Source organism: Pararhodobacter sp. (assembly GCF_034676545.1).
GTDB lineage: Bacteria > Pseudomonadota > Alphaproteobacteria > Rhodobacterales > Rhodobacteraceae > Pararhodobacter.
The window spans coordinates 2,506,306-2,531,005 of the sequence record NZ_JAUCBZ010000015.1 but is presented as its reverse complement, the minus strand read 5'-3'; the positions used below and the strand labels follow the sequence as shown (position 1 = coordinate 2,531,005).

Sequence of the window (24,700 nt, the reverse complement as noted above, 5' to 3'; positions counted from 1 at the left end):
AATCAGATGCAGGAATCGGGCGAGGCACAGCGCGGTTGCTCATTTGTTTGTGTGAAACGAAACAAGGGTTTCGTGGCGAGCGCGATCCAATCAGGAAATGCGGTCCATCGCAAGAGAACTGAAACCGCGCGTCGCCATGGCGTGACGGGTTTGCAAGCGCCTGATTGGCAGTATAAGGAGCATGATACCGCTGACAGTCGCCGGAAGGGCAACAGAGCGGACAATCGACGGAGGATACGATGACTGACTCTTGGAGCAAATCCGGCTGGCGCAACAAACCGCGCGTGCAAATGCCCGATTATCCTGACGCGGCGGCACTTGCCACGGTCGAGGCGCAACTCGGGCAGTATCCACCGCTGGTTTTTGCCGGCGAAGCGCGCGATCTCAAGCGGCAGCTTGGCGAGGCGGCGCAAGGCCGCGCCTTTTTGCTGCAAGGCGGTGACTGTGCCGAGAGCTTTGGCGAATTCAACGCCGACATCATTCGTGACACCTTCAAGGTGTTGCTGCAAATGGCGATCGTGCTGACCTTTGGCGCCAAGGTTCCGGTGATCAAGGTCGGTCGCATGGCGGGCCAGTTCGCGAAACCGCGCTCATCGGCGACTGAAACCGTGGGCGGCGTCGAATTGCCGTGCTATCGCGGCGATATCATCAACGCCTTCGAATTCACCGAAGCCGCGCGGGTGCCGGACCCCAACCGCATGTTGCAAGCCTATACCCAGGCGGCTGCCAGTCTGAACCTGCTGCGCGCCTTCTCGAAGGGCGGTTTCGCGGATATTCACCGCGTTCACTCGTGGACCTTGGGCTTCACGCAGGGCGAAAACGCCGAGCGCTATCGTGCCCTGTCGGATCGTATCTCGGATGCGCTCGATTTCATGACCGCCGCGGGAATCACCAGTTCGACGTTGGAAACCATGCAAACCGTGGATTTCTACACCTCGCACGAAGCCTTGTTGCTGGAATACGAGCAGGCGCTGTGTCGCATCGATTCCACCACCGGGCTTCCGGTGGCAGGGTCAGGTCACATGATCTGGATCGGCGACCGCACGCGCCAACCCGACGGCGCGCATGTTGAATTTGCGCGCGGCGTGCAGAATCCGGTCGGCTTGAAATGCGGCCCGTCGATTACGGCCGAGGATCTCAAGGTGCTGATGGCCAAGCTGAACCCAACCAACGAGGCAGGTCGCCTGACCCTGATCGCGCGGTTCGGCGCGGGCAAGTCGGCCGAGCATCTGCCGCGTCTGATCAAAGCGGTTCAGGAAGAGGGCGCGAATGTGCTTTGGACGTGCGACCCGATGCACGGCAACACCATCAAGTCGCCCTCCGGCTACAAAACCCGGCCGTTTGATCGCGTCTTGCAAGAGGTGCGCGATTTCTTTGCGATTCACAAATCCGAAAACACGATCCCCGGCGGCGTGCATTTCGAGATGACGGGCAAGGATGTGACCGAATGCACGGGCGGCTTGCGCGCGGTGTCCGACGAGGATCTGTCAGACCGGTATCACACGGCCTGCGATCCGCGCCTCAATGCCAGCCAATCGCTGGAACTGGCGTTTCTGGTGGCCGAAGAATTGTCGCAACGGCGCAAACTCCTGGCGCGAGACGCCGGCTGACGGTTGCACTAGCCCCAATCGACTCGTGAACACACATCGGACCCTTGGGGATCGGGCAATCCGGTCCCCAATTCATTTACGACCGCCCACCCAGGATCAGCTGTAGAACGGGCTTTCCCGTCGCCCTGGGCGGCACTGGTTTCATCTCGGCCGACGCCCGCAGCTTGAATTTTCGCGGCGCGCGGCCGATCTGGCCACAGGTTTCCAGAACCCCGAGGATACGGGTGATGGCACCCGTGTGATCCGTCAACGGGAGCAGCACCAACATCCCGTCCAGTCCGGGACGCCCAAGCCCTTTCTCGGCCCGCAGCGGCAGGGATGCGCGCGCGCCATTGGCGACTTGTGCCAGCGCTTTGGCCACGTCGTCGCGGGCCTCGGGCGCAAAAAACACGCTCAAAGGCATCCCGCGCGGCTCCATGCCCAACAACTCGTTCAAATGCTGCCCACACAGGCGCATCCGTGCAACACCGGGCGCCACCACCTCGGCGACAAACATGACATCAAGCGCCTCGGCCAAGGGGCGCGGGTCGATTTCAGCGCGTGCCGGAGCGATGCGTCCCGCCCGCAAAACATCATAATGTGCCTGCACCTTTGCGACCGCGGGAAATTCCTGTACGGAATTGCTTTTCAACGCAAACGACAAGCGGCGGACATTGGACGCGGCTGCTGCAATCGTATCGTTCGGAAAAGAGGGTAAGTGGGTCATGGCGAAGACTCCGATTGTGACGAGGTTCTTGCAGGGGACAGGCCGTATCGACGCCACGTTCTGCCAGGATCGACTCGCCGTTGTTTACCTTTGATTGAGTATTCTTACTGATGCCTTAATGTAGCCGTAATTTCTGTTGGTGGGGACGAATTGTATAAAAATGGTTAAATCTATGACCGGGTATTCGGCGTCGAATTGCGAGATCGCGACCGAGGGTGGGCAGTTCTCGTGCCAGTGGGATTTGCGAAGCGTCAATGGACGCGGTCTGGATCTTCGCTTCAGACTGCCTGATTGGCTGGATGGTCTCGAAGTTTCCTTGCGAAAACAATTGTCTGACCGGGTTCGCCGGGGGAATGTAACCCTGACGTTAAAGCTTGCGCGGGCCGAACAATCCGGGGCGATGCGCCTGAATCTCGCGGCTCTGGATGCCGCAGTTGTGATGGTCATGGCGGCCGAAACACGGGCCGAAATGCAAGGATTGGGGCTTGCACCCATGACCGCGGCTGACCTGTTGACTATGCGCGGCATCGTCGAAAGTGGCCCGGATCTGGCGGACCCGGCCCCATTGATCGCCACGCTTGTGACACAATTTGCGCCCTTGCTCGACTCATTCGAGGCGAGTCGCGCGGCCGAGGGTGCGGCTTTGTTAAGGATATTGACCGCGCAGATTGACACGATTGCGACCTTGACCACACAGGCACAAGCCGCCACCGAGGGGCGACGGAGCGATCAGGTCGCCGCGCTCAAAGCCGCCTTGGCGCGCCTCTCCGAGGCGGCACCTCATGTCGAGCCCGCGCGTTTGGAGCAGGAATTGGCCTTGATTGCGGTGAAAACCGACGTGACCGAAGAACTCGACCGCCTCAAGGCCCATGTCGTTGCCGCGCGCGCACTCTTGGCCGAGGTCGAGCCGATTGGCCGCAAACTGGATTTCCTGATGCAGGAATTCAATCGTGAAGCCAACACCTTGTGCGCCAAATCCCAGAACCCGGACCTGACACGCATCGGTCTTGACCTCAAGACTGTGATCGACCAAATGCGCGAGCAGGTTCAGAACTTGGAGTAACACATGCACCGTCGCGGATTGTTGATCATCTTGTCGTCACCGTCTGGCGCCGGCAAAACCACGCTGTCTCGAGATTTGATGGCTTGGGATCCGTCGTTGAAATTTTCGGTTTCAGCGACCACACGCGCGCCGCGCAAAGGTGAGACAGACGGCGTTGAATATCATTTCAAGTCTCGGAGCGACTTCGTATCCATGATCGACAACGGCGAAATGCTGGAACACGCCAAGGTTTTCGACTATTTTTATGGAACGCCCAAAGCCCCGGTTGTCGCGGCGATGGCCGAGGGGCGCGATACGCTCTTTGATATCGACTGGCAAGGCGGCCAGCAGATCCGCAACTCGACGCTGGGCAAGGACGTGGTGTCGATCTTCATACTGCCGCCCTCGATTGCGGAACTGGAAGCGCGGCTGCGCAGTCGCGGGCAAGACAGTGATGAAACCATCAAAGCCCGCATGGCAAAATGCATGGACGAAATCACGCATTGGGCGGAATATGACTATGTGATCGTCAACCGCAACATAGACGAGGCGGCTGCGGAATTGAAAACCATCCTCAGCGCAGAGCGGTCGCGCCGTGATCGTCAGCCCGGATTGATCGAATTCGTCCGCAACCTGAACCATGAATTCGAAGCCCGCATGACTGGAGTGACACAATGATCTATGCGCTTGGTGACCTGACCCCGGAAATAGATGCCGACTGCTGGGTTGCACCAGATGCCAATATCATTGGCCGGGTGCGGCTGATGGCCGGTGCGTCGGTCTGGTTTTGCGCCACCGTTCGCGGTGACAACGAGTGGATCGAGATCGGTGCAGGCTCGAATGTGCAGGAGGGTAGCACGCTGCACACCGACATTGGCTATCCGCTGACCGTCGGGCGCGATTGCACGATCGGCCACAATGTGATCCTGCATGGCTGCACCATCGGCGACGAGACCTTGATCGGCATGGGGGCGACAATCCTGAACGGCGCGAAGATCGGCAAGAATTGCCTGATCGGTGCCGGTGCGCTGATCACCGAAGGCAAGGAGATCCCGGATGGTTCGCTGGTGATGGGCTCACCGGGCAAAGTCGTGCGGCAGCTTGACGAGGCGGCTTTTGCCAACTTGCGGTATTCTGCCACGCATTACCAAGACAACATGCGGCGCTATCGCGACGGGTTGCGGCCGCTCTGATCGGTGCGCGTTGCCGCGCGCCTAGGAACGGTCCAACCGGCTCTGCAGATCCTTTAGAACCGCAAGCCGGATCGCCGAAGCCAACCCGACATCGCCACGCGCCGCGTCGATTTCGGCGGCACATTCGTTGATGCCTTGATTGCGGTTCCGGGCGAGGGCGCGAAAGGCAGCCCAGAATTCTGCCTCAAGGGACACAGAGGTTCGGTGCCCCTTGAGCGTCAAAGAGTGTTTTTGCGGCCGTCCGCTCACGTCCGCAGCAGTGGAAACCAGTCTTCACGCAGACGCTGACCGGGTTTCATGTCGTGACCGGGGAAGGGGGGCGATGTTGGGCCCGGGCGCTCGACATAGCGTGCGTCATCGCCAACCAGTCGCAAAGAAAACGCACGGCGGCGACGATCCGAGTTGTTTCCGCGCGCGCCATGCAAAATCAGGTAGTTGAAAGCCACGGCATCGCCGGGTTTCATCGCCCATTCCCGCACATCCATACCTTCGGCATCAGGATCGGGCACGGGCATATAGGCGTCGCTATCGGGATAAAAGTTGGTTTCCGCCAACCAACGGGTCGGCAAGACTTGCTTGGGCCAAAGGTGCGAGCCGGCAACACAGCGCAACGAGGCGTCGGTCACGGAATCCATCGGCGACCAGAAACTGACCGTTTGCGTGCCCTCGACAAAGTAATAGGGGCTGTCTTGGTGCCATGGTGTCGGCTTGCTGGTGCCGGGCTCTTTGACCAGGACGTGATCATGGAACATCTGCACGGTTTTCGAGCGCATGAGCGCCGCCGCGACCGCGGCTACGGGTGAATTTTCGATGACATCGACGAATTCCGGGATCCGGCGCCAGTTGCAATAATCATCGAAAAAGCGTCCGCCCTCGCCAGGTTTCAGGTTCTCGGCCGCATATTCACCGGGTTCGCGCATGTTGCGCTCAATGCCGGCGCGAATCGTTTCCACATGATCCGCGAACAGGCCCCGAATCACGACCACGCCGTCGCGCTGAAAAGCCTCGATGTCGGCGTCGGTCACAAGCGGGTGGGTCATGGGCTATTGTCCTTTTGGTGTCTGCAACGGATTTCGGCGGGATATCTGATAACCGAGGGGCCAAGAAGGCCCCAGAACGGCGGGGCTGTCAAGCAGACCGACGGTGCCTCACGCGGAACGGCCGCTATCCGCATCGACAGATCAGGAATGCGATTACATTGCAATAACAGACAATTACAGAGGAAATCCGGTCAGAAATCCGGCGTGTTATTCAATAACAAGGGCCGCGTTATCGGGTGTCGCGCCGATGTTTTTGTGTGTCGCCTTGCTCCGCCGCATCGTGAGGCCATCGGAAGCGCATCTGACCATTCAAAACCCCGGAACGCGGACCGATTCAACCGTAACCCCAATTTCAAACGGCCCCGGCCATACACCACGGAGTTTCCCATGTTTCTCGCAAAAACCTTTAACGCTGCCACCGTTGTCTTGTTGATCACCGCAACCGCAGTCCCGGCCTTGGCGGGTGGCAACCGGGTTCGGATCGAACAATTCGGTTTCAACAACCAGATCGGTGGCGGCCAATCGGGTCGGTATCAGCGCCTGACGGTGATCCAAGACGGTCATTCGAATGTTTCGATCAACACGCAGGATGGCCACCGCAACACCACCGCAATCGGCCAGTCGGGCAGCAATAACTATGTTGATTCCCATCAGTGCGGCGGGCGCAACGTGCTGGGAGTCGGGCAAGTCGGCTCGAACAACGAAGCGGTTCTCACCCAGTGCGGCCAACGCAACGTCACCGCCGTCGTTCAGGTCGGCCACAACAATTCGACCAGTTCAACGCAAGTCGGCTCGAACAATGTTGTCGCCATTGTGCAGGACTGACGCCAAAGGCCAGCCCCCGGCGGGTCTTTTGTTGCCGGGGGCTTGATCATGGGATGCGGCATGTTTCGCCAATTCCCGCTGTCACAGAAATAAGTTTCAGAAAGGAATTGTCTTATGTCACGTCACCTCCCCAAATTGGTTATCGCCTTGTTTCTCTCGTCGATGACCGCGCAAACCGCCGCCGCGGATGCCACGTCGATGATCCGCAGCTTGATGATGCCGCATATGACCAGCCACGCAACGATGCGTGCGACCCCACCGTCGATAATGCCGCGTCTCTCGCCAGAGGCGTCTGACACGCGCGCAATGTTGCGGATGATGTTGGATGGCGCGGATCGGCGGGTGACACCCCGCGCACACTACCCCGCACGGCCAAGGCCGATTCTCGGTTACACTTGCGTCTTGAGTTCGCCACATGGGGCGTTTGCAGGCGTTCTGTCGCGTCCCTGTCTTGATGTGCAAGGCGTTGCCGAATTTCGTCTTGGATCGCCATTTCGCCCCTTCCAGCGCCACACAATGCGCCATAGTGGCTTGGCAACAATGGATTATTTTGGACCTCTGCGGATGAGTGCGCCGTTCTATTTTCGCTGATCAGACGAAGGGTCGCAAACAAAGGCGGGCTTTGGCTCGCCTTTGTTGCGTTCGCAATGAATTGACAGGCGCAAAGAATCATGCTTCAAGGACACATCATTGCAATTGCAACGACCTTCAGTGAGGATCCCATGAACGCACCCGTTTTGAAAATCGACCAGATGCACCACGTCGCCTATCGCTGCAAAGACGCGAAAGAGACCGTGGAGTGGTATGGCAAGATGTTGAATATGGATTTTGTCCTGGCCATTGCCGAGGATAAGGTTCCCTCAACCCATGAGCCCGATCCCTACATGCATGTGTTTCTGGATGCGGGGAACGGTAACGTTCTGGCGTTCTTTGAACTGCCGACAAAGCCGGAAATGGGCCGCGACCCGAACACCCCGATCTGGTGCCAGCACATCGCCTATAAGGTCAAGGATCGCGACACGCTGATCGCGTTCAAAGAGCATCTGGAGGCCAATGGCGTCGAAGTTCTGGGCATCACCGACCATTCCCTGTTCCACTCGATCTATTTCTACGATCCGAACGGTCATCGCTGTGAACTGGCCTGCCCGGACCCCGAAGAAGAGGCGATGCTCAAGCGTATGGATGCGGTGAAATGGGACATGCTGGAAGAGTGGAGCAGAACCAAGCGCGCGCCAAAGCACGCGGATTGGATGCACGCCAAGGAACTCAAGAAAGAGAACGTCTGAGAATTTGAAGACCATGACGTGTGTCGCATAAACGCACGGATTGTTTTCATCATGGGCGGGGCTGCGGCCTCGCCCTTTTCCTTGATCTGTTGGCGCCCAGACCTACGAGCCGACCCGCCAGCGCTCTTCCAGCGCCTCGATGGCGCTGATCCGGTCTGGGGTTTTCGGGTGCGAGGCCAGCCACACAGGCGGCGCTCCGCGCATTCCGGTCAGGTTTTCCAGTTTTGACAACAGCGATTTCTGCGGCTGCGTGCCGATTCCGGCTTTGGTCAACAACGCCGCGGCGTATTCATCGGCCTCGTATTCATCGGTGCGGCTGAGACTGGCGGCCAGCATGGCCACCAAGGTGTTCGCGATCCAGATGCCAATGCCGGGCAACAGACGCCCCAGAATGGCCGACAACGCGACTCGAACCGCGTTTTGGCCCGAAAAATCAATCATCCGCCGCCGACTATGGCCCAACGCCACATGCCCCAACTCATGCGCGATCACCGAGGCCAGCTCTTCCGCTGTGACTTCACCGGTTTTGTAGCGATCCAGAAAGCCACGCGTCAGAAAAATGCGCCCATCGGGAGCAGCGAGGCCATTGATCGGCTCGATCTCATAGACGTGCACGCGGATTTTCGGCAAATCCAACGCTCGCGCCATTTTATGGGTGAGGGCGGTCAAGGCGGCATCGTTGAGCACCGTCGCGCGCGCATCCAATTCGCGCCGCGTTCGCCATGCGGAAAACTGCCAGAACACCAGGCCGTAGAGGATCGCCAAAAGGATCGGTGCGAGTTTCAACATAGGCGCCATATGGGTTGCGCCGCCCCATAAGGCAAGGCGTTGTTCATGCGGGCAGGGCGGTCAAATGGGCCGCACATCCCAAAAGCGCCGCATAGTCATCGTTGACAACACTGACCGGAAACTGCGCCATCATGTCGGAAAACCGCCCCATGTCAGCGAAACTCTGGGCCATGCCCAGCCCGACCAGATGCGGCGCCATCGCACGCGCGACACCGCCGATCAGATAGATCCCGCCAAAAGGCAGGTGCACCAACGCAAGGCTCGCCAAGACACGCCCCATGATCCGCGCATAAAGCGCCCCGGTTTCACGCGCCGCCAGATCGCCCGCGGCGATGGCGGTGATCAGCGCGTCAGGGGTTATGTCTTGGCCGCTCGTCCATCGGTGCAGGGCGACCAATCCACGCCCGCACAACACGTCTTCGACCGTCGCGATCTGGTGCTGTTGGGCAAGGTGGCGCGCCAATGCCTGCTCTTGGGCGCCGTGTTGAGGCAGGTGGACATGCCCGCATTCCGACGCGAAAACCTGCGTCGCACCCGAGACATGATGAACAGGGGCTGCGTTGAACCCGGTTCCGGCGCCAACGACCAATTGAGACGCCTGATCGGATGCCTCGCGCCCCGGCAGCAATTGTCGGATATGTCGGCGGTCAATCGACGAAAGCGCGTGTCCCTGCGCCACAAGATCGTTGAGGATTGCCACGCGCGCGGTGCCGCCGATCTCGGCCAGATCCGGCGCGTTGATCTCCCAATCCAGATTTGTCATCTGCGCCACGCCATTGCGCACCGGCCCCGCCACGGCAACGCAGACGCCGATACAGTCACAGGTCGCCGTCTCCCGCAGATAGGCGCGCAAAATGTCAGACAAGGACGCGCGGCCTTGATTGGGGTATCGGCGGATCGACCCTTGACGCAGCACACCCGAATCCGCCAGCGCAACCCGCGTGTTGGTGCCGCCAATATCGGCGACCAACTGAGGGGCAGGGGTGAATGGCCAAGGTTTCAGAACTCGATCAGGCATCAACGCACTCATGACTAGGACGCGTCAGTGTAACTCTGGTTTGGAGGCTTCACTATGGGCAATCTGCGCAATATCGTCGTGGTCTGGGTGCAAAGCGCGACAGGCTGCCCACTTGCACAAGGCCGCAAGACGGGGAACAGTCTGCCCGCCCAACCGCAGAGATTGACCATGACCGACGCCCCAAAACCCATTCCACGGATCAAGCCAAAACACTTCCCGCCGCCCCCGCCCTTGGTGCAAGCGTCGCCTGGCCTTTGGCGCCGCACGCCGCCCGCAATTTTTCCGCCGATGATGGGGCTGTTCGGCTTGGGCTTGGGCTGGCGGACCCTGGCCGCGCAACCCGGCATGTTGCCGCTCGCCCCGATTGGCGAAGCGATCCTGGGGGCCGTGCTGCTGTTGTTCGGGTTCTCGCTGGTTGCATACCTGTCGAAACCGCTGCGCCGCCCCGGCGTTCTGTGGGAGGATCTGGCGGTTCTACCCGGCCGTGCCGGACTCGCCGCGATGGTGTTGTGCATTGCCTTGGCAGCCGCGGCGATGGTGCCGTATCAGCCCGCAATTGCTTTGGTGTTGGTGAGCGTGGCCTTTGCGTTTCTGGTTGTTCTGGGTGGCATGATCGGCTGGGCCATGGTGAGCGGCCCGCAGGAAGCGCGCGCGGTCACGCCGGTGTTTCATCTGACATTTGCCGGATACATCCTGATGCCGTTATCGCTGATTCCACTGGGCTATTTGGCGTTTGCGAAGGGCCTCTTGATCGTCACAATTCTTGCGGCTTCGGCGATCTGGTTGGTCAGTTTTCGCCAGCTTGTCACGCGCACCCCGCCCGCGCCGCTGCGCCCCTTGTTGGCGATTCATGTGGCTCCGGCAAGCCTGTTTGCAATCGTCTCGGCGCAAATGGGGTATGTCACGCTCGCCATCGGCTTTGCGCTCTTTGCGTTGGCGCTTTTGCTGGCTCTGCTTGCGTCGGTGCGGTGGTTGCTGGTTACGGGGTTTTCGCCGCTCTGGGGGGCGCTGACCTTCCCGCTTGCGGCCAGCGGAACCGCCTCGATCCAAGCGCTTGGTGCGGTCGGGTTCTGGGTCGGCGCGGTCTTGCTGATTGCCGCTTCCGCGCTAAACCCATGGGTGACAACGCGCGTGGTCAAGGCCTGGGCCAAGGGCCAATTGGCGATGAAAACCAACGCCGCGACGGCCTGACCGGCCGCAAGGGGTTGCATCACATCGTCAGTTCATCCGAAAATGTTTGGCAAGCTTAAGGCCCTGGCCCTGGTAATTGGACGCAATTCCAACGCCATACAAGGCGTCCGGCACCTCGGCCATGCGTTCATACACCAAACGACCAACGATCTGGCCGTCTTCCAGAACAAAGGGCGCCTCGTGGCAGCGCACTTCGAGGACGCCTTTTGCACCCGCACCGCCCGCCGCGGCATAGCCGAATCCCGGATCGAAAAAACCGGCGTAATGCACACGAAACTCGCCCACCATGGCCAGATATGGGGCCATTTCGGCCGCATAGCCGGGCGGAATGCTGACCGATTCACGGCTGACAAGGATGTAGAAAGCGCCCGGATCGAGGATCACCTGCCCCGTCGATGTGTGCAATTCCTCCCAGAAATCAACCGGATCATAGGCACCGATCCGGTCAAGATCTATGACACCTGCGTGGGGTTTCGCGCGATATCCGACCAAGTGACCCGTGCTCGGGCGCAAGCCGACCGAAAAGCCCAAACCCTCCGAGATCAACGCCGGGCCATCCGAAACCAAGGGCGTTTTGGCGTGGAGCGCGGTCAGGTCGGCATCCGAAACCAGCGATTGCCCGCGCCGCAGCCGGATTTGGTTCAACCGCATCCCCGGGCGTACCAATACCGAAAACGACCGAGGGCAGATCTCGGCATAGAGCGGGCCGCTATAGCCCGGCCCAACGCGGTCGAATTCAACCCCCTGGTCGGTAATGACCCGCACCAGCAGGTCCAGCCGCCCCGTCGAGCTTTTGGCATTGGTCACCGCATGGATGTCTTGCGGAAGAGCCAAACGCTCCATCAATTCAACGACATAGACGCAGCCCTTTTCCAGAACCGTGCCTGTGCCCAGATCAAACCGATGCATTTCAAATTCGGAAAGGCGCTCGGCAACGCTGCGGGTTTTGCCGGGTAGAAAGGATGCGCGCAGCCGCACTGCCTGCGTGCCCAGTCGCAAATCGAGGCTGGCGGGCTGGACCTGATCGGGCAGAATGTCTGGCGTTCCCAACAAGGCCCCCTGCGCAATGAGCGCGCGCAGCTGTTGCGATGGCAAGACGCCGGCGGCTTGCGTGGTCATGGCCTTCATCCCTCAAACTGTGATGCGGTCCCCGCATAGCACACGGCCCGCGGCAGAGATGCCACGGGCCGATGAAAATGGTCGGGCTGGCGAGATTCGAACTCACGACCTTCCGTCCCCCAGACGGACGCGCTAACCAAGCTGCGCCACAGCCCGACGAAGCGCTTTCTACCGCTTTTCCCGTCAGGGGCAAGCATCAAAACGCGTCCCCCGTCGCAAAAACCCGAAGGTCTTTGAATTCAGCATCCAGCGCCAATTGCCTGACATTCAAATCACCAGCGACCAGCGCCCGAGGCTTCGCTCATTCGCTCCAGCAGGACATCAATGCGGCGGCTCAGACGTTGATATGACTCGTATTTTTTGCCCAATTGACCGCGCGGCATGATACGCAGCTGCCGCGCAATTCTGGCGCGTTCGGTGATCTGCCGGGTGTCGTCCGATTCCACCTCGTCAGGGGCGGAGACGGGTTTTGTTGGCGGATCGTCGCGGATGTGCCTGTCTGCGCTCGGGGTGGTTTGCGGCGATTCCGTCGCTTTCAGGGCTTCGAGGGCTCCGTTCGTGGCGTCCGTGTCCGCGGTTTGCTCGGCAGCAGGTGTCGGAATTGGCGCGGGTGCTGCGTGCGTATCCTCTGCGGCTTGCGTCGCCTCCATCATCGGCGCAGGCGTCGGTTCTTCATCGTCCACGACCTCGGCCACCTCGATTTCGAGATCGTCATCGGCCAGTGTTTCTTGCGGCTCCATCGGGGCGCTCGCCTGATCGTCGTGCGCCGGATCAACGGCCTTCAAAACAAAGCCTTCGTCGGCGACGACGACCGCATCAATGGTTTCGATTCCATCGTCTGGATCAGGCACCGTCAGCGGTTCGCCCAACGTTGCGACGTGCTTCACACCTTGTTCTTGCAGAACACGCTGCACGCCGCGAATGGTCATGCCCTGTTCTTGCAGCAAATTGCGGATGCCGTTGATCAACGCAACATCGTCGGGCCGATAATAGCGGCGCCCTCCGGCACGTTTTACCGGCCGGATCTGATAAAACTTGCTTTCCCAGAACCGCAGGACATGCGCCGGGGTTTCAAGTATCTCCGCCACTTCGCTGATCGTGCGAAAGGCTTCGGGCGCTTTTTTCATGCTTTAGGCCTCGCCGCGAAGATTCCCGCGAGACACACGCTCTTTCATCAGATGTGACGGACGAAAGGACAAAACGCGGCGAGGGCTGATAGGCACCTCTTCACCGGTTTTGGGGTTGCGGCCCAGGCGTTCCGCCTTGGAGCGCACGCCAAACGTGCCAAAGGATGAAATCTTCACCTGCTCACCCGCAACAAGGGCGTCAGACATATATTAAATCACCGCTTCAACGAGTTGCGCGGATTCATTGCGGCTGAGGCCGACTTCGCGGAAAACCGCTTCACTCAGATCCATGCGTGTCAGTGTCGTTCCGCTCATCACATCCCCCTCGCGATAGCACGGCAGTCGGCAAAGGATGCGACAAGGAAATTCTGCTGTCAACACCGGGGTTTGCGCAGCGTTGTTTCCACGCAGCATTAATCCTGGAATTTCACCGGCAACCGGCCTACCAGCGCAAAACCACCGCGCCCCAGGCCAATCCGCCGCCAATCGCTTCGGTCACAATCAGGTCGCCGCGCTTTATCTGACCGCGTTCGACGCCGACCGACAGGGCCAACGGGATCGAGGCCGCAGAGGTATTGCCGTGATCCTGCACGGTCACAATGACCCTATCCATTGTCAGGCCCAGCTTTTTGGCGGTGCCCTGGATGATCCGCAGATTGGCCTGATGCGGAACGATCCAGTCGATCTGGTCTGATTCAAGACCTGCCTTTGTCAGGGCCGTCTCGGCGGTTTGTGCAAGTTTTTCAATGGCATGGCGAAAGACTTCTTTGCCCTGCATGCGCAGGAACCCTGCGGTGCCCGTGCTGGAAACGCCACCATCCACATAGAGGACATCGCGTTGGCGCCCGTCGGCATTCAGATCCGTCGCAAGGATCCCGCGATCGGTTGCCGTGCCGTCCCCATCCTGGGCTTCGAGAATCAGTGCGCCGGCGCCATCACCGAACAAGACGCAGGTTCCGCGGTCGCTCCAATCCATGATACGGCTGAAGGTTTCGGCCCCGATCACCAACACGCGCTTGGCTTGCCCCGAGACGATCAGCGCGTTCGCATTGGCCAAGGCATACACGAAGCCCGCACAGACCGCTTGCACATCAAAGGCATAGGCCGAAAAGGCCTCGATGTCGGACTGAACCATCGTCGCAACCGAAGGGAATGTCATGTCGGGCGTTGATGTGGCGACGATGATCGCATCGAGCGTGTCGGCTTCGATGCCCGCGTGGGTCAGCGCGGCGCGTGCCGCGTGACTGGCCAGATGCGAGGTGTTTTCACCTTTGGCCGCCATATGGCGCCGCTCGATGCCCGAGCGCGAGACGATCCATTCGTCCGACGTATCCAGCGTTTTGGTAAACGCGGCATTCGGCACGACATTTTCGGGAAGGTAATGGCCGCAGCCGATGACAACGGCGCGGGTCACAGGGGTCGAGGTCATTCGGTTTCTCCGGTCTTCACGGCATCTTGCGCGGCTTGCGCCGCAATAACAAGCCGTTCTGCCATCCGACCATGGTAGCCCGATTGCGCGAGCTTTGCGGCAAGGCCAATCGCCGCGGCAACCCCCATCGCATCCGCAGAGCCATGCGACTTCACCACGGTCCCATTCAGGCCAAGAAAAACCCCGCCATTGACCCGGCGCGGATCAATCCGGGCGCTCAGGCGCTTCAAGGCACGGTTCGCTAGCAATGCCCCAGCCATCGCGAAAACACTCGACTTGAACAATTCGCGGAGGATATCGCCCACCAGCTTGGCCGTACCTTCGCCGGTTTTGAGCGCAATGTTTCCAGTGAAACCGTCGGTGACAATGACGTCCACACGATTCGAGGGGATATCGCCACCTTCGACAAACCCGACATATTCATAGCGGCCAATATCGGCGTATTGCGAGATCAACTCGTGCGCAGCTTTGATTTCGGCGCGGCCTTTGTGTTCCTCGGTGCCGACGTTCAACAAGCCGACGCGCGGCAGGGCCTCGCCGAAACCGTTTCGGAAATAGGTGACGCCCATGATTGCATAGGCCAACAGATCCTCGGCCTCGGCCTTGATGTCGGCACCCACGTCAAGCAACGTGTTGAACCCGTGCGGCCCGCGCGAGGGCCACAAACAGGCAATGGCCGGACGGTTGACACCTGTCATGCGGCGCAGTTGCAACATCGACACCGCCATCAGCGCGCCGGTGTTTCCACAGGAAACGGCCGCATGCCCGTCACCGCTTTTCAGGGCGGCAATGGTGGACCACATCGACGTGGCCTTGCCGTGACGCATGATATGGCTGGGCTTGTCATCCATTGTGACCACACCTTCGGCATGGACCACAGTGCATCGTCCCGCCAACACGGGGTGGCGGGCGACCAACGGCTCCAGAACTTGCGCGTTGCCATGAATGAGGAAGCTGATATCGGGGTCAGTCTGCGCAGACTGGGCACAGCCAGCGACCACGGCCTCGGGCCCACGGTCGCCGCCCATGGCGTCAACGGAAATGACAACCCGAGCCTTGGCGGTACTGTCCACCGACGGATCGGTCCGGGAATGGTCCTGTGAAGAATCCATCTTTGTACCGCCTGACGCGAACGTCAGGCTGCGTCGTCGTCCAGATCGACTTCGGACGCCTGCGCCACGACTTCGCGGCTATCGTAGTGCCCACAAGACGGGCAAACGTGGTGCGGGCGCTTGAGCTCGCCGCAGCTCGAGCATTCGTTCGGGTTTCCCGCAACGAGAGCATCATGCGCACGACGCATGTTACGACGGGAACGGGTCACGCGGTTCTGTTGAACGGCCATGGTCAACCTCTGATATCTTCGGCGGGCACGAATCTGAGCCCGGGTCGGTGGAAACTTGATGTGCCCGGGGCTTTAAACCGCGAATGCGGTCAGGGAAAGCCCTATCGTGCATGAAGGGCGGAAAATACGGGTTTTTCGCACGGTTGCAAGGGTGAATCGGGACGTCGGCGTCAGTCGTCTTTATCCTTGAGCGCCGCAAGGGCGGCAAACGGGTTTCGGCGCTCCGGGTCTTGGGTATCAAGGCCCAGTGCTTCGGCGTCAAGTGTCGCGCCCTCGACACGCGGATAATCGGGCAGGGCGAGGGCCAAGGCTTCGATCAGCACTTCCCCCAACTCTATGATCGGCGGCAATTGTTCGATGCTGTCGTCTTCGGGGATTTCAACTTCGACGTCCTCGATGGCCGGCAGTTGACGAATGTAACGCCGGACGACCGTCTCGTCGATCCGGGTGGTCACCGGGTCCGAGGTGATCACGCAATCCTGAACGGCCGTCGCGCCAAGCATTCCCTCAAGCCGCCAATCATGGCGACCCTCGGGACGCAGTGATCCTGCAAACAGCAGCTTGCGCAACTTGCGCACACCAAGTTGTTCCGCAAGTTTGGCGCGGCTTTTTGCATCGGGCATCATCCGAAATGTGATGCCAACCCGATTGGGCAGATCCGCGACGCGGAGCGATAGCGTCAAATCATTGGAGTCGCGGGAGGGGGCATTGTCAGTCATGAGTTCTCTGCACTTTTGAGGGCCGGTTGGATGTTCACGGTTCAGCGACCATGCGCGCGACACGGTGTTCCATTCTTGAACTTTGCCGTTCTTTCTGCAATCCAAAGGCAGTACGGGGTTCAAAGCCTTGTAGCGCAAGGTTTGACCGTGGGCGAGGCCTCGATCACGCTGACGCGGCAATCAAAAGCCAGGAGGCAGGCATGAGGGAACGTTTCACACAGCAAAGCAGCGAGGGCGCGCACTGGCTGCGCACGGGCTTGTTGTCTGTTCTGGTTGTCTTTGCCATCGCTGCTTGCTCACCAATTCTGCAATTCCACGGCTATGCGCCTTCTGATGAGGAGCTTTCCGAGATTCAGGTCGGTCAAGATACGCGTGAAACCGTGGCGCAAAAGATCGGTCAGCCGGGCATCGGCGGGGTCATGGAGGGCTCGGGCTGGTTCTATGTGCAATCCGATTGGCGGCACCGCAACTGGAGCGCACCCGAGGAAATCGATCGTCAGGTTGTTGCCATCAGCTTTGATTCGCGTGACCGTGTGGCCAATATCGAACGCTTTGGCCTGGCCGATGGTGTCGTGGTGCCGATTTCGCGCCGCATCACGGATTCCGGTCCACGGCCGAGCATCCTGAGGCAGGTGATCCGCACCTTGGGCCAGTTCACATCGTCATCCTTGAGCAATTGATCCCGAGAGGGTGACGGATCGGCGCGAACCATGACGACGAAGTAAGAAAGACGGTGCGTCATGTCAAATTCCTGCGATGACGCCGGATTTGGGCCGGCGTTGACCAAAGCGGGTTGGGTGGTGCGGCCCGCGACCGCCGAGGATATGAGCGCGGTCCTCCGGCTCCGGGCGAATTCGTTTCGCGGATCGCCAATGGCCAATGATCGAGATGACTTCGACGCGCGGTTCCATCATTTATGGGTCGGTCAAGCAGGGCGGGAACCAAGCGCCACTATTCGCTGGGCGGTACATCGACGCCCGGCCGACCTTTTGCAAGGCTATGCGGCACAAAGCTATGATCTGAGCGGCATGGCGCAGATATCCGGCCCGATTCTGGAGCTGGGGCGCCTGTGCCGTGCGCCCTCATCACGCCACGACGACGGGGATCTGATGCGCCTCATATGGGCAGGGGTGGCCCGCATGGTGTTGGCGTCTGGCGCAAAACGTCTGATCGGTTGCCCCTCGTTTCCGACCACCGATCCCGAGGCCCTGGCCCCCGGACTGGCGTTTTTGGCGCAGGCATCTGTCGGCCCCGCACCCCGGCGGCCAGGGCATCAAAGCGGCCAGGACCTACGCGCTTTCCTCGGTTTCACCCGGCGCGACTGCCAGTATCGCCGACCTACCGCCGTTGCTGCGCCTCTATCTGATGCTTGGCGGATGGGTCTCGGATCATCTGGTCGTTGATGAGGATCTGGGCACCTGTCACATCTTCACCTGTGTCGAAATCGAGACAATGCCCGAGGCCCGGCGGCGTGTGTTGACCCGTATGGCGCGCCCCTGAACGCGGTAAAACACCCGGAATTGTACGAAAACCCCGAGTTTGTACTTGCTGACCGGGCGGGTTCGCGGTAATCGGCGCGCACTTCACAGGTGAGGCAGGGCCAAGCAGGGAGACATCCTGCGCGGTCCACCGGTTGGGCATCCGCCCTATAATGTCTCACCCCAGGCGCAAACCGGAAAAGGAACATGACATGGCGCTTCCCGAATTCTCCATGCGTCAGCTCTTGGAAGCTGGCGTTCACTATGGTCACCAGACACAGCGCTGGAACCCGCGTATGGGCCCGTATATTTACGGCCAGCGCAACGGCATTCACATTTTCGACCTGACGCAAACCGTCCCGATGCTGGACGAGGCACTCAAGGTCGTCCGCGAAACCGTCGCCCGTGGCGGTCGCATCCTGTTCGTCGGCACCAAGCGTCAAGCGGCAAAGCAAATCGCCGACGCGGCTGAAAAAAGCGCGCAGTTCTATATGAACCACCGCTGGCTGGGTGGCACGCTGACCAACTGGAAAACCGTTTCGCAGTCGATCAACCGTCTGAAGAAGATCGACGAAGCCATGGAGCATGGTGCCGAAGGTCTGACCAAGCGCGAGCGTCTGAGCATGGAGCGCGAGCAGACCAAACTGCAAGCCTCGTTGGGCGGCATTCGCGAAATGGGCGGCCTGCCGGACCTGCTGTTCGTCATCGACGTCAACAAAGAGACCCTGGCCATCCAGGAAGCCCGCAAACTGGGCATTCCGGTGATCGCGGTTGTCGACACCAACTGCCCACCGGACGGCGTGGACTATGTCATCCCCGGCAACGACGACGCGGCACGCGCCATCGCGCTGTATTGCGATCTGGTGTCGCGCGCGGCGCTGGACGGCATGTCGGCACAACTCGGTGCGGCCGGCGTTGACCTGGGCGAACTTGAAGAGGCCCCTGCCGAAGAAACCATCGCCGAGGACGCACCCGCTGCTGAGGCCTGAGCCTCGCGCTGACGTTTCCAATATGACAACGGGCGGGGGAAACCCTGCCCGCATTCCCAATCAAGGAGTTTGAGCCATGGCGATTACCGCTGCAATGGTGAAAGAGCTGCGCGACACCACAGGCGCAGGCATGATGGACGCCAAGAAGGCGTTGACCGAAAATGACGGCAACATGGAAGCGGCGGTCGATTGGCTGCGCACCAAAGGCTTGGCGAAAGCGGCCAAGAAAGCCGATCGCATCGCGGCCGAAGGTTTGGTCGGCGTTGCTGTCGATGGCAACAAAGGCGTCGCCGTCGAGGTGAACTCGGAAACCGATTTCGTCGCAAAGAATGCTGATTTCCAGGCTTTGGTGAATGGTATCACGTCTGCGGCTTTGGGCGTCTCTGATCTTGACGGGCTTTCCGCCGCCTCGGTTAACGGCAAGTCGGTCGAAGACACGGTGACCGCGGCAATCGCCAAAATCGGCGAGAAACTGTCATTGCGCCGCATGGCCACGATCGAGGGCGACGTGGTTGCCTCCTATGTGCACAACGCTGCGGCCGATGGGCTTGGCAAGATCGGCGTTCTCGTGGCGATGAAAGGCACCGATAACGGGATTGGCAAGCAGATCGCGATGCATATCGCGGCGACCTCGCCAATGTCGCTGGGCGAGGGCGATCTGGACCCGGCCATCGTGGAGCGCGAACTGGAAGTGCAGACGCAAAAGGCTCTGGAAGAGAACGCATCTGCGCCAAAGCCAAAGCCCGAAGCCGTGATCCAGAACAACATCATCCCCGGTCGGATGAAGAAGTTTCTCGAAGAAGTCACGCTGCTGGGCCAGAAGTTCGTGATCAACCCCGATTTGACCGTTGAACAAGCGGCCAAAGATGCGGGCGTCGAGATCACCGGCTTCATCCGCATGGGAGTTGGCGAAGGGATCGAAAAAAAGGAAGAAGACTTCGCTGCCGAGGTTGCCAAAACCTTGGGGCAATAATCCCCCAGGATTGCGTCTTTACCAAAAAGGGCGGCACCGAATGTGCTGCCCTTTTTGCTTAATTGAGATTGCCGATGCATATCCGCATTGCTGCACAATAGGCACAGTTTGCGCCTTGTCGTTCTTTTTTCCACGCTAAATCCTATTTTAAGTTATAAACCATTCTATTGGATATGCGCATCTTCAGTCCTGTCTATCGAAACACTCGACACTCGCTGGAAACTGCAACATTTTGAATGAGTTTTTATATTTGAATATTTGGCGATGCATCCCATAACTCCTGATAACAACGCTCCAGACCCCGCTTTGCGCTTGAGTACTGGCGCAGGCACCCAGCGTTTCACGCGAGATTTGCCGGGCTTCGCGGGTCACCTCTCCGCTGTCATGACCGCCGCGGACCAGGAAACCGTTTGGGCCAAGACCTGCGAGTTTTTTTACGAGCTTGGCTTTGCACATGCCATTTTTGGCTATTCCCCGGATTCATGGGGCGCGCGTTTGGGCTCTCCGGAGGATTATCTGATCTTGTCGACCTTCGACGCCGAAGTGTCCGCCAGATTGATTGGAGAGGGCCATTATCTGCAAAGCCTGACATTTCATTGGGCGCTGAACAACGTCGGCGTGGCAAGCTGGTCAAAATCGGCAGCCGAGTGTGGTTTGGCGGCTGATTATGTTGCAAAACCGGCGTCCCTCGAGTTTTTCGAGCGCCACGGACTGGTTTCCGGCTGTTGCGTCGGTTTCCCGAATGTGCGCACGCGCGGCAAGGCGGTTCTGGCGCTCATAGCGCCGGCTGACGTTCCCCAAGCTGAGGTTGATGAATGGCTGCTGAAATACGATACCCTTATATTTGTCGCGGCAACAATTGCCCATAACCAGCTGTCAACACTGCCTTATCCCACGCCACGGGGCCAATTGACGGACCGCCAGAGAGAAGTTCTGGAATGGGTTGCCGAGGGAAAAACCTCGGCGGATATTGCGACGATCATGGGTTTGTCCGCTCCGACCGTAGACAAACATCTCCGATTGGCGCGAGAAACATTGGGGGTCGAAACGACCGCTCACGCATTGGTCAAGGCCGCCTTTCTCAACCAGGTGTTCATGTCGCGAAAGCCAGAAATCGGGAGCGGCGCCCGAAAACTGGAACAATTCAAACCCTCTGGAGAGGGCTCGACGTGAACAAGGTATGGATTTCTGTACTGCCGTTTCGACTTATACATGTCTAAAATGCGATGTATTGATGAGTAATCTTTGCATTCTGCATCCAGCCACGTTTTCGGTTCGAAGGGATGCAAGGATCCGCGTAACTTGCGGTATCTAGTCCCAACCCGATGCAGCAAGGCTTACCGGTGTGGTTTTACCCCACCGGTAGGGTCTGCTGCCTGACAAATCAGGCGTTCATCCAGGATTTTCAGGCCAGAAACGCCCCGGTGCGCAGTTCGGCAGCAGTTCGAATTGCGCGGATGTTCTCGCCATACGGCGCAGGGTTGCCGACCGAGCCACCCTTGAACACCGCAGAGCCTGCCACAAGGACATCTGCCCCTGCCGCCACCACCAAAGGCGCGGTTTCGGGCGTCACGCCGCCGTCGATCTCAATATGGATTGGCCGGTCCCCGATCATCGCCCGCAAGGCGCGTATCTTCGCGGTCATATCAATGAATTTCTGCCCGCCAAACCCCGGATTGACCGTCATCACACAGATCAGATCGGTCAAATCCAGAAGATGTGCCACGCTTTCCGCAGGCGTCCCGGGGTTCAGGGCAATACCTGCCTTTTTTCCAGTTGCGCGAATGGCTTGCAAGGTGCGGTGACTATGCGCGCCAGCCTCGACATGGGCGGTGATGATGTCGGCACCGGCCTCGGCGAACGCCTCGATATAGGGGTCGACCGGGGCGATCATCAAATGAACGTCCATGACCGTTGTCACATGTTTGCGAAACGCGGCCACTGCGGGCGGCCCAAAGGTCAGGTTGGGGACAAAATGCCCGTCCATGACGTCGACATGGACCCAGTCAGCGCCCTGCGCTTCGATGGCATAAATCTCGCGTCCGAAATCGGCGAAGTCCGCTGAAAGGATCGAGGGGGCGATCTTGATGTTGCGCGAGAATGTCATAACACTGAGGCTCCGGATATGGCAAAGTTACGATGATTTTGCCCTAAGCCATAGCGTCACGGGCGTCTACTGCAAAGCGAGGTACACGCATGTCGGCCGAATTTGCGATCTTAGTCGCGGCCTTTGCGTGTTTCATAGCGCTTCTTGGCCTTCTCAGGTCTCGACGATTGGCACGCCGTGTGGCGATTCTGGAAGATCGAATGGCGTCATTGGGGTGGGACGCGCCCCCAGAACCGGCCGCAGAAACGGCCCCAGAACCGGCAGAGCAAGCACCGGAAACGGCTGAGACAGACACCCAGCGGCCAAGCCCTTGGAGCCGTGGCAAGCGCGAGACATCGCCCCTGTGGCGAGGGCTGTTCAATTGGATCAAGGCGAACTGGATCTATCCCGTTGCCGGAGCCGCGCTGATCATGGCGGCGGTCTATCTGGTGCAATACTCGATAGAGCGCGGACTGCTGTCACCGCAGGCGCGGATCGCTTTGGCTTTGCTGCTCGGCGCAGTGCTGGTTGCCTGTGGCGAGTTCATCCGCCGTCGTTGGGGCGATGAGGGAAGCTCAGCGCGCCTGTTGCCCTCGACGTTGTCCGGCGCGGGTATCGTTGCGCTTTTGGCCGCGATCCTTGCCGCGTTCCACTTCTATGCCATGCTGTCGCCCACGGTCGCGCTGCTGGGTCTTGCCGCAGTTTCGGCCTTCGCCATGGGCTTGGGCTGGGTGCATGGCCCCTTGCTGGCGACCATCGGCGTCGTTGCCGGAGTGTCCGCTCCATTTCTCATCGGCGGCGGTGGCGCACCCAGCGACATGCTGTATGCCTATTTCGGGCTGATCGCGGTTTTCGGATTGGGGATCGATGGTTTCAAGCGCTGGGGTTGGGTGTCGGCCTTGGCGGTGGTTGCGCCAATGGTTGCCGGGGTCTTGATCCGGTTTGCAGGGGCAGGGGCCTTTGGTCTGTCGGCCCTCACCATACTGGTGGCCCTGCTGGCGATGGCGCTGCCATCCGGGGTCCTGATCCCGCGTGGCGAGGGCGCAAGGATCTGCACCTGGCGCAAGGCCCGACCGTCGGCTCCGACACTTGTTTCAGCGCTCGCACTCGCGTTGAGCAGCGCCATTCTGTTTCTGGTGCAAGACACCATCGTCTTGCTTCTCAGTCTCGGGGTTTTGGCGATGATCGTGCCTCTCTGGACCCGTTTTGCCCCGGTGCTTTCCGATCAGGGTCTGCTGCCTGTCCTGGCAAGCCTCGCCGCCGTGGCAGTTGCGGGAATAACGTTGCAATCGGGTGTCTTTCTGATCCTGGCAGAGCGCCCATGGCTGCCGTTCGCGGCCATGGCGCTGGCCGTGGTCGCGGGCGCGGCAATGGTGTGGCGCAGCCGATTGGCAATCGGTGGATGGCGTGATTTCTGGGCCATGCTGGGAATCGGCTATCCGGGCGCCATGCTGGTCGCATTTGAACTGTTCTGGTCACTCAGCCTGTGGTCGGATGCGGCAACATGGTCGTTGGCCGCGATGGCACTTGCCTCGGCCTATGCTGGCGTCGCGTTATGGGCGGCCAAGCATGATAGCGGGCAGGGCCTTTTGCTGGGGGCATCCGCAACGGCGGCTTTTGCCATGATCGCGCTGGCACTGATGTTGAGCCTTAGCTTCAGCGCGCTGACACTGGCCCTGGCGGGGTTGATGATCATCGCCGCGGCCATGGATCGGCGCTTTGACATCCCGTTGCTGGGCTGGTTCCTGGCCTTGGGGTCAATGGCGATTGGCTGGCGCATTGTCGTCAATCCTGGCCTGTCGTGGATGCTTGGATGGGATGGATCCGGCAGCGCAACTGCGATCGAGGTCATCTTGAGCGTTCTGGCCGCGATCGGTGGGCCGGCCGTAGCGCTGGCGCTTACTGCGGGTCTTGCGCGGGGCAAATTGCGCGATTGGTCCAGTGTGATCGTCGAAACCGGGCTGGCGGGGATGCTTCCCATTTCCCTGTCGGTCCTCATCGCACGCTTCTTCTTTGACACGATCAGCATTCATGCACATCTGGGCCTTCAGGCCTGCGTCTTGATCATCCTGGCCTGGGTGCAAATGCGTCGCGCAGAACACTTGCGCGATAGCCGTGCGCTCGGTCTTGTGCGGCGTGTGCTGGCGTTTTTCTTTGGCGCCGGAGCCGGCGCGATGATTGTCGGCGCAACGGTTTACTTTTCGCCACTCTCGACCAACGGCTGGAGCGCTGACGCCGTTGTGGGTGTGATCTTGCTGAACGATCTGCTGCTTGCTTATGCGCTTCCAGGGGCGACGTTGATCTGGGTGCTGCGCCATGCAACCATTCGGGTCGCGGGCCTTGGCCGCATCATCGGCTACGGATTGCTTGTTTACTGGATTGGCGTTGTTATTCGCCATATGTGGCAAGGCGGCACGGGCATGAGCATGTCGCGCGGCTTTGCGCAGGGTGAGCTTTATGCCTATACGGTCGCGTTGCTGATCGCGGGTGCAATCGCCTTGGCCATGGCACTCCGCGTCGGACGGACCCAATACAGGATTGCCGGACTGGCCCTGATTGCGATAGCGGCAAGCAAAGCTTTCTTGATCGACGCGTCCGGCTTGACCGGGTTGATGCGCGTCGGCGCATTCCTGGGGCTGGGCGGTGCCTTGGTGGGGCTTGCCTGGCTCAATGCCTGGGTGGCGGCGCGGATGGGACGTGGGCCTGACATCCATTAGTCTGATAATCGGTATTATGTT

The 24,700-nt window shown here is 59.9% G+C and carries 26 protein-coding genes, 1 tRNA gene and 1 pseudogene; 14 read left to right on the top strand and 14 right to left on the bottom strand.

Annotated features, from left to right (window positions below; genetic code table 11):
- Positions 1–239: 239 nt before the first annotated feature.
- Positions 240–1,610, top strand: coding sequence for a class II 3-deoxy-7-phosphoheptulonate synthase (locus tag VDQ28_RS15945; RefSeq protein ID WP_323036865.1), 1,371 nt, complete (start codon positions 240–242; stop codon positions 1,608–1,610).
- A 76-nt stretch (positions 1,611–1,686) separates the two neighbouring features.
- On the opposite strand, the gene VDQ28_RS15940 is transcribed toward VDQ28_RS15945, so the two are convergent.
- Positions 1,687–2,316 carry a PAS domain-containing protein gene (locus tag VDQ28_RS15940; protein WP_323036864.1) on the bottom strand — a complete coding sequence of 210 codons (630 nt, stop codon included), beginning with the start codon at positions 2,314–2,316 and terminating at the stop codon, positions 1,687–1,689.
- A gap of 172 nt (positions 2,317–2,488) precedes the next feature.
- Between VDQ28_RS15940 and VDQ28_RS15935 the strand changes: the two genes are divergently transcribed.
- Genes VDQ28_RS15935 through VDQ28_RS15925 form a run of 3 tightly spaced genes read left to right on the top strand, consistent with a single transcriptional unit; the run spans position 2,489 to position 4,551 of the window.
- Positions 2,489–3,379: a YicC/YloC family endoribonuclease gene (locus VDQ28_RS15935; RefSeq protein ID WP_323036863.1), complete on the top strand. Its 891-nt coding sequence runs from the start codon at positions 2,489–2,491 to the stop codon at positions 3,377–3,379.
- 3 nt (positions 3,380–3,382) lie between these two features.
- The gene (gmk, locus tag VDQ28_RS15930) at positions 3,383–4,036 is read left to right on the top strand and encodes a guanylate kinase (protein WP_323036862.1); all 654 of its coding nucleotides are present in this window, start codon (positions 3,383–3,385) and stop codon (positions 4,034–4,036) included.
- Positions 4,033–4,551, top strand: coding sequence for a gamma carbonic anhydrase family protein (locus VDQ28_RS15925; protein WP_323036861.1), 519 nt, complete (start codon positions 4,033–4,035; stop codon positions 4,549–4,551). Before gmk ends, VDQ28_RS15925 begins: the two co-directional genes overlap by 4 nt.
- A 21-nt stretch (positions 4,552–4,572) precedes the next feature.
- On the opposite strand, the gene VDQ28_RS15920 is transcribed toward VDQ28_RS15925, so the two are convergent.
- Both VDQ28_RS15920 and VDQ28_RS15915 read right to left on the bottom strand, forming a co-directional pair.
- The gene (locus VDQ28_RS15920; RefSeq protein WP_323036860.1) at positions 4,573–4,800 is read right to left on the bottom strand and encodes a ribbon-helix-helix domain-containing protein; all 228 of its coding nucleotides are present in this window, start codon (positions 4,798–4,800) and stop codon (positions 4,573–4,575) included.
- Positions 4,797–5,591: a phytanoyl-CoA dioxygenase family protein gene (locus VDQ28_RS15915; protein ID WP_323036859.1), complete on the bottom strand. Its 795-nt coding sequence runs from the start codon at positions 5,589–5,591 to the stop codon at positions 4,797–4,799. Before VDQ28_RS15915 ends, VDQ28_RS15920 begins: the two co-directional genes overlap by 4 nt.
- A gap of 387 nt (positions 5,592–5,978) precedes the next feature.
- Between VDQ28_RS15915 and VDQ28_RS15910 the strand changes: the two genes are divergently transcribed.
- On the top strand, positions 5,979–6,416 hold the full coding sequence (locus VDQ28_RS15910; protein ID WP_323036858.1) for a hypothetical protein: 438 nt from the start codon (positions 5,979–5,981) through the stop codon (positions 6,414–6,416).
- Between the two features lie 737 nt (positions 6,417–7,153).
- Positions 7,154–7,702 (top strand): VOC family protein, encoded by a 549-nt coding sequence (locus tag VDQ28_RS15905; protein WP_323038147.1) that lies wholly within the window; start codon positions 7,154–7,156, stop codon positions 7,700–7,702.
- A gap of 102 nt (positions 7,703–7,804) precedes the next feature.
- Here VDQ28_RS15905 and VDQ28_RS15900 read toward each other — a convergent pair whose 3' ends face one another.
- Complete coding sequence (locus VDQ28_RS15900) at positions 7,805–8,491, bottom strand: M48 family metallopeptidase (RefSeq protein ID WP_323036857.1); 687 nt, start codon at positions 8,489–8,491, stop codon at positions 7,805–7,807.
- Positions 8,492–8,534: 43 nt separating this feature from the next.
- Positions 8,535–9,509, bottom strand: a complete 975-nt coding sequence (locus VDQ28_RS15895) for an ROK family protein (protein WP_323036856.1) — start codon at positions 9,507–9,509, stop codon at positions 8,535–8,537.
- A gap of 168 nt (positions 9,510–9,677) precedes the next feature.
- Between VDQ28_RS15895 and VDQ28_RS15890 the strand changes: the two genes are divergently transcribed.
- Positions 9,678–10,700, top strand: a complete 1,023-nt coding sequence (locus VDQ28_RS15890) for a tellurium resistance protein (protein ID WP_323036855.1) — start codon at positions 9,678–9,680, stop codon at positions 10,698–10,700.
- A 27-nt stretch (positions 10,701–10,727) separates the two neighbouring features.
- Here VDQ28_RS15890 and VDQ28_RS15885 read toward each other — a convergent pair whose 3' ends face one another.
- The 8 genes and pseudogenes from VDQ28_RS15885 to VDQ28_RS15850 all read right to left on the bottom strand — a co-directional run bounded on the left by VDQ28_RS15885 (position 10,728) and on the right by VDQ28_RS15850 (position 16,436).
- Entirely contained in the window at positions 10,728–11,819 is a 1,092-nt protein-coding gene (locus VDQ28_RS15885; RefSeq protein ID WP_323036854.1) for a 2'-deoxycytidine 5'-triphosphate deaminase, read from the bottom strand.
- Positions 11,820–11,897: 78 nt separating this feature from the next.
- Positions 11,898–11,975 (bottom strand) — tRNA-Pro (locus VDQ28_RS15880).
- A gap of 116 nt (positions 11,976–12,091) precedes the next feature.
- Positions 12,092–12,946, bottom strand: a complete 855-nt coding sequence (locus VDQ28_RS15875; protein ID WP_323036853.1) for a MerR family transcriptional regulator — start codon at positions 12,944–12,946, stop codon at positions 12,092–12,094.
- A 3-nt stretch (positions 12,947–12,949) separates the two neighbouring features.
- Positions 12,950–13,261, bottom strand: a pseudogene (gene ihfA / locus VDQ28_RS15870) (integration host factor subunit alpha).
- A 127-nt stretch (positions 13,262–13,388) separates the two neighbouring features.
- On the bottom strand, positions 13,389–14,375 hold the full coding sequence (locus VDQ28_RS15865; protein WP_323036852.1) for a beta-ketoacyl-ACP synthase III: 987 nt from the start codon (positions 14,373–14,375) through the stop codon (positions 13,389–13,391).
- Positions 14,372–15,487, bottom strand: a complete 1,116-nt coding sequence (plsX, locus tag VDQ28_RS15860; RefSeq protein ID WP_323036851.1) for a phosphate acyltransferase PlsX — start codon at positions 15,485–15,487, stop codon at positions 14,372–14,374. Before plsX ends, VDQ28_RS15865 begins: the two co-directional genes overlap by 4 nt.
- Before the next feature lie 23 nt (positions 15,488–15,510).
- Positions 15,511–15,717 (bottom strand): 50S ribosomal protein L32, encoded by a 207-nt coding sequence (gene rpmF / locus VDQ28_RS15855; protein ID WP_323036850.1) that lies wholly within the window; start codon positions 15,715–15,717, stop codon positions 15,511–15,513.
- A 170-nt stretch (positions 15,718–15,887) separates the two neighbouring features.
- Positions 15,888–16,436 carry a DUF177 domain-containing protein gene (locus VDQ28_RS15850; protein ID WP_323036849.1) on the bottom strand — a complete coding sequence of 183 codons (549 nt, stop codon included), beginning with the start codon at positions 16,434–16,436 and terminating at the stop codon, positions 15,888–15,890.
- A gap of 200 nt (positions 16,437–16,636) precedes the next feature.
- Here VDQ28_RS15850 and VDQ28_RS15845 point away from each other — a divergent pair, with 200 nt between their 5' ends.
- From VDQ28_RS15845 to VDQ28_RS15825, 6 genes are all read left to right on the top strand, one after another.
- Positions 16,637–17,116 carry an outer membrane protein assembly factor BamE gene (locus tag VDQ28_RS15845; protein WP_323036848.1) on the top strand — a complete coding sequence of 160 codons (480 nt, stop codon included), beginning with the start codon at positions 16,637–16,639 and terminating at the stop codon, positions 17,114–17,116.
- 60 nt (positions 17,117–17,176) lie between these two features.
- Complete coding sequence (locus VDQ28_RS22650; RefSeq protein ID WP_416349397.1) at positions 17,177–17,839, top strand: GNAT family N-acyltransferase; 663 nt, start codon at positions 17,177–17,179, stop codon at positions 17,837–17,839.
- Positions 17,784–17,936 (top strand): hypothetical protein, encoded by a 153-nt coding sequence (locus VDQ28_RS15840; protein ID WP_323036847.1) that lies wholly within the window; start codon positions 17,784–17,786, stop codon positions 17,934–17,936. The genes VDQ28_RS22650 and VDQ28_RS15840 overlap by 56 nt, the downstream gene beginning before the upstream one ends.
- A 190-nt stretch (positions 17,937–18,126) precedes the next feature.
- Positions 18,127–18,903, top strand: a complete 777-nt coding sequence (gene rpsB, locus VDQ28_RS15835; RefSeq protein WP_323036846.1) for a 30S ribosomal protein S2 — start codon at positions 18,127–18,129, stop codon at positions 18,901–18,903.
- A 76-nt stretch (positions 18,904–18,979) separates the two neighbouring features.
- Positions 18,980–19,876 (top strand): translation elongation factor Ts, encoded by an 897-nt coding sequence (gene tsf / locus VDQ28_RS15830; protein ID WP_323036845.1) that lies wholly within the window; start codon positions 18,980–18,982, stop codon positions 19,874–19,876.
- Between the two features lie 384 nt (positions 19,877–20,260).
- Positions 20,261–21,049 (top strand): helix-turn-helix transcriptional regulator, encoded by a 789-nt coding sequence (locus VDQ28_RS15825; RefSeq protein ID WP_323036844.1) that lies wholly within the window; start codon positions 20,261–20,263, stop codon positions 21,047–21,049.
- Positions 21,050–21,281: 232 nt separating this feature from the next.
- Here VDQ28_RS15825 and rpe read toward each other — a convergent pair whose 3' ends face one another.
- Positions 21,282–21,983, bottom strand: coding sequence for a ribulose-phosphate 3-epimerase (gene rpe, locus VDQ28_RS15820; RefSeq protein ID WP_323036843.1), 702 nt, complete (start codon positions 21,981–21,983; stop codon positions 21,282–21,284).
- Between the two features lie 200 nt (positions 21,984–22,183).
- On the opposite strand from rpe, the gene VDQ28_RS15815 reads away from it, so the two are divergent.
- A complete protein-coding gene (locus VDQ28_RS15815; protein WP_323036842.1) occupies positions 22,184–24,679 on the top strand; it encodes a DUF2339 domain-containing protein in 2,496 nt (831 codons plus the stop codon).
- Positions 24,680–24,700 lie beyond the last annotated feature (21 nt).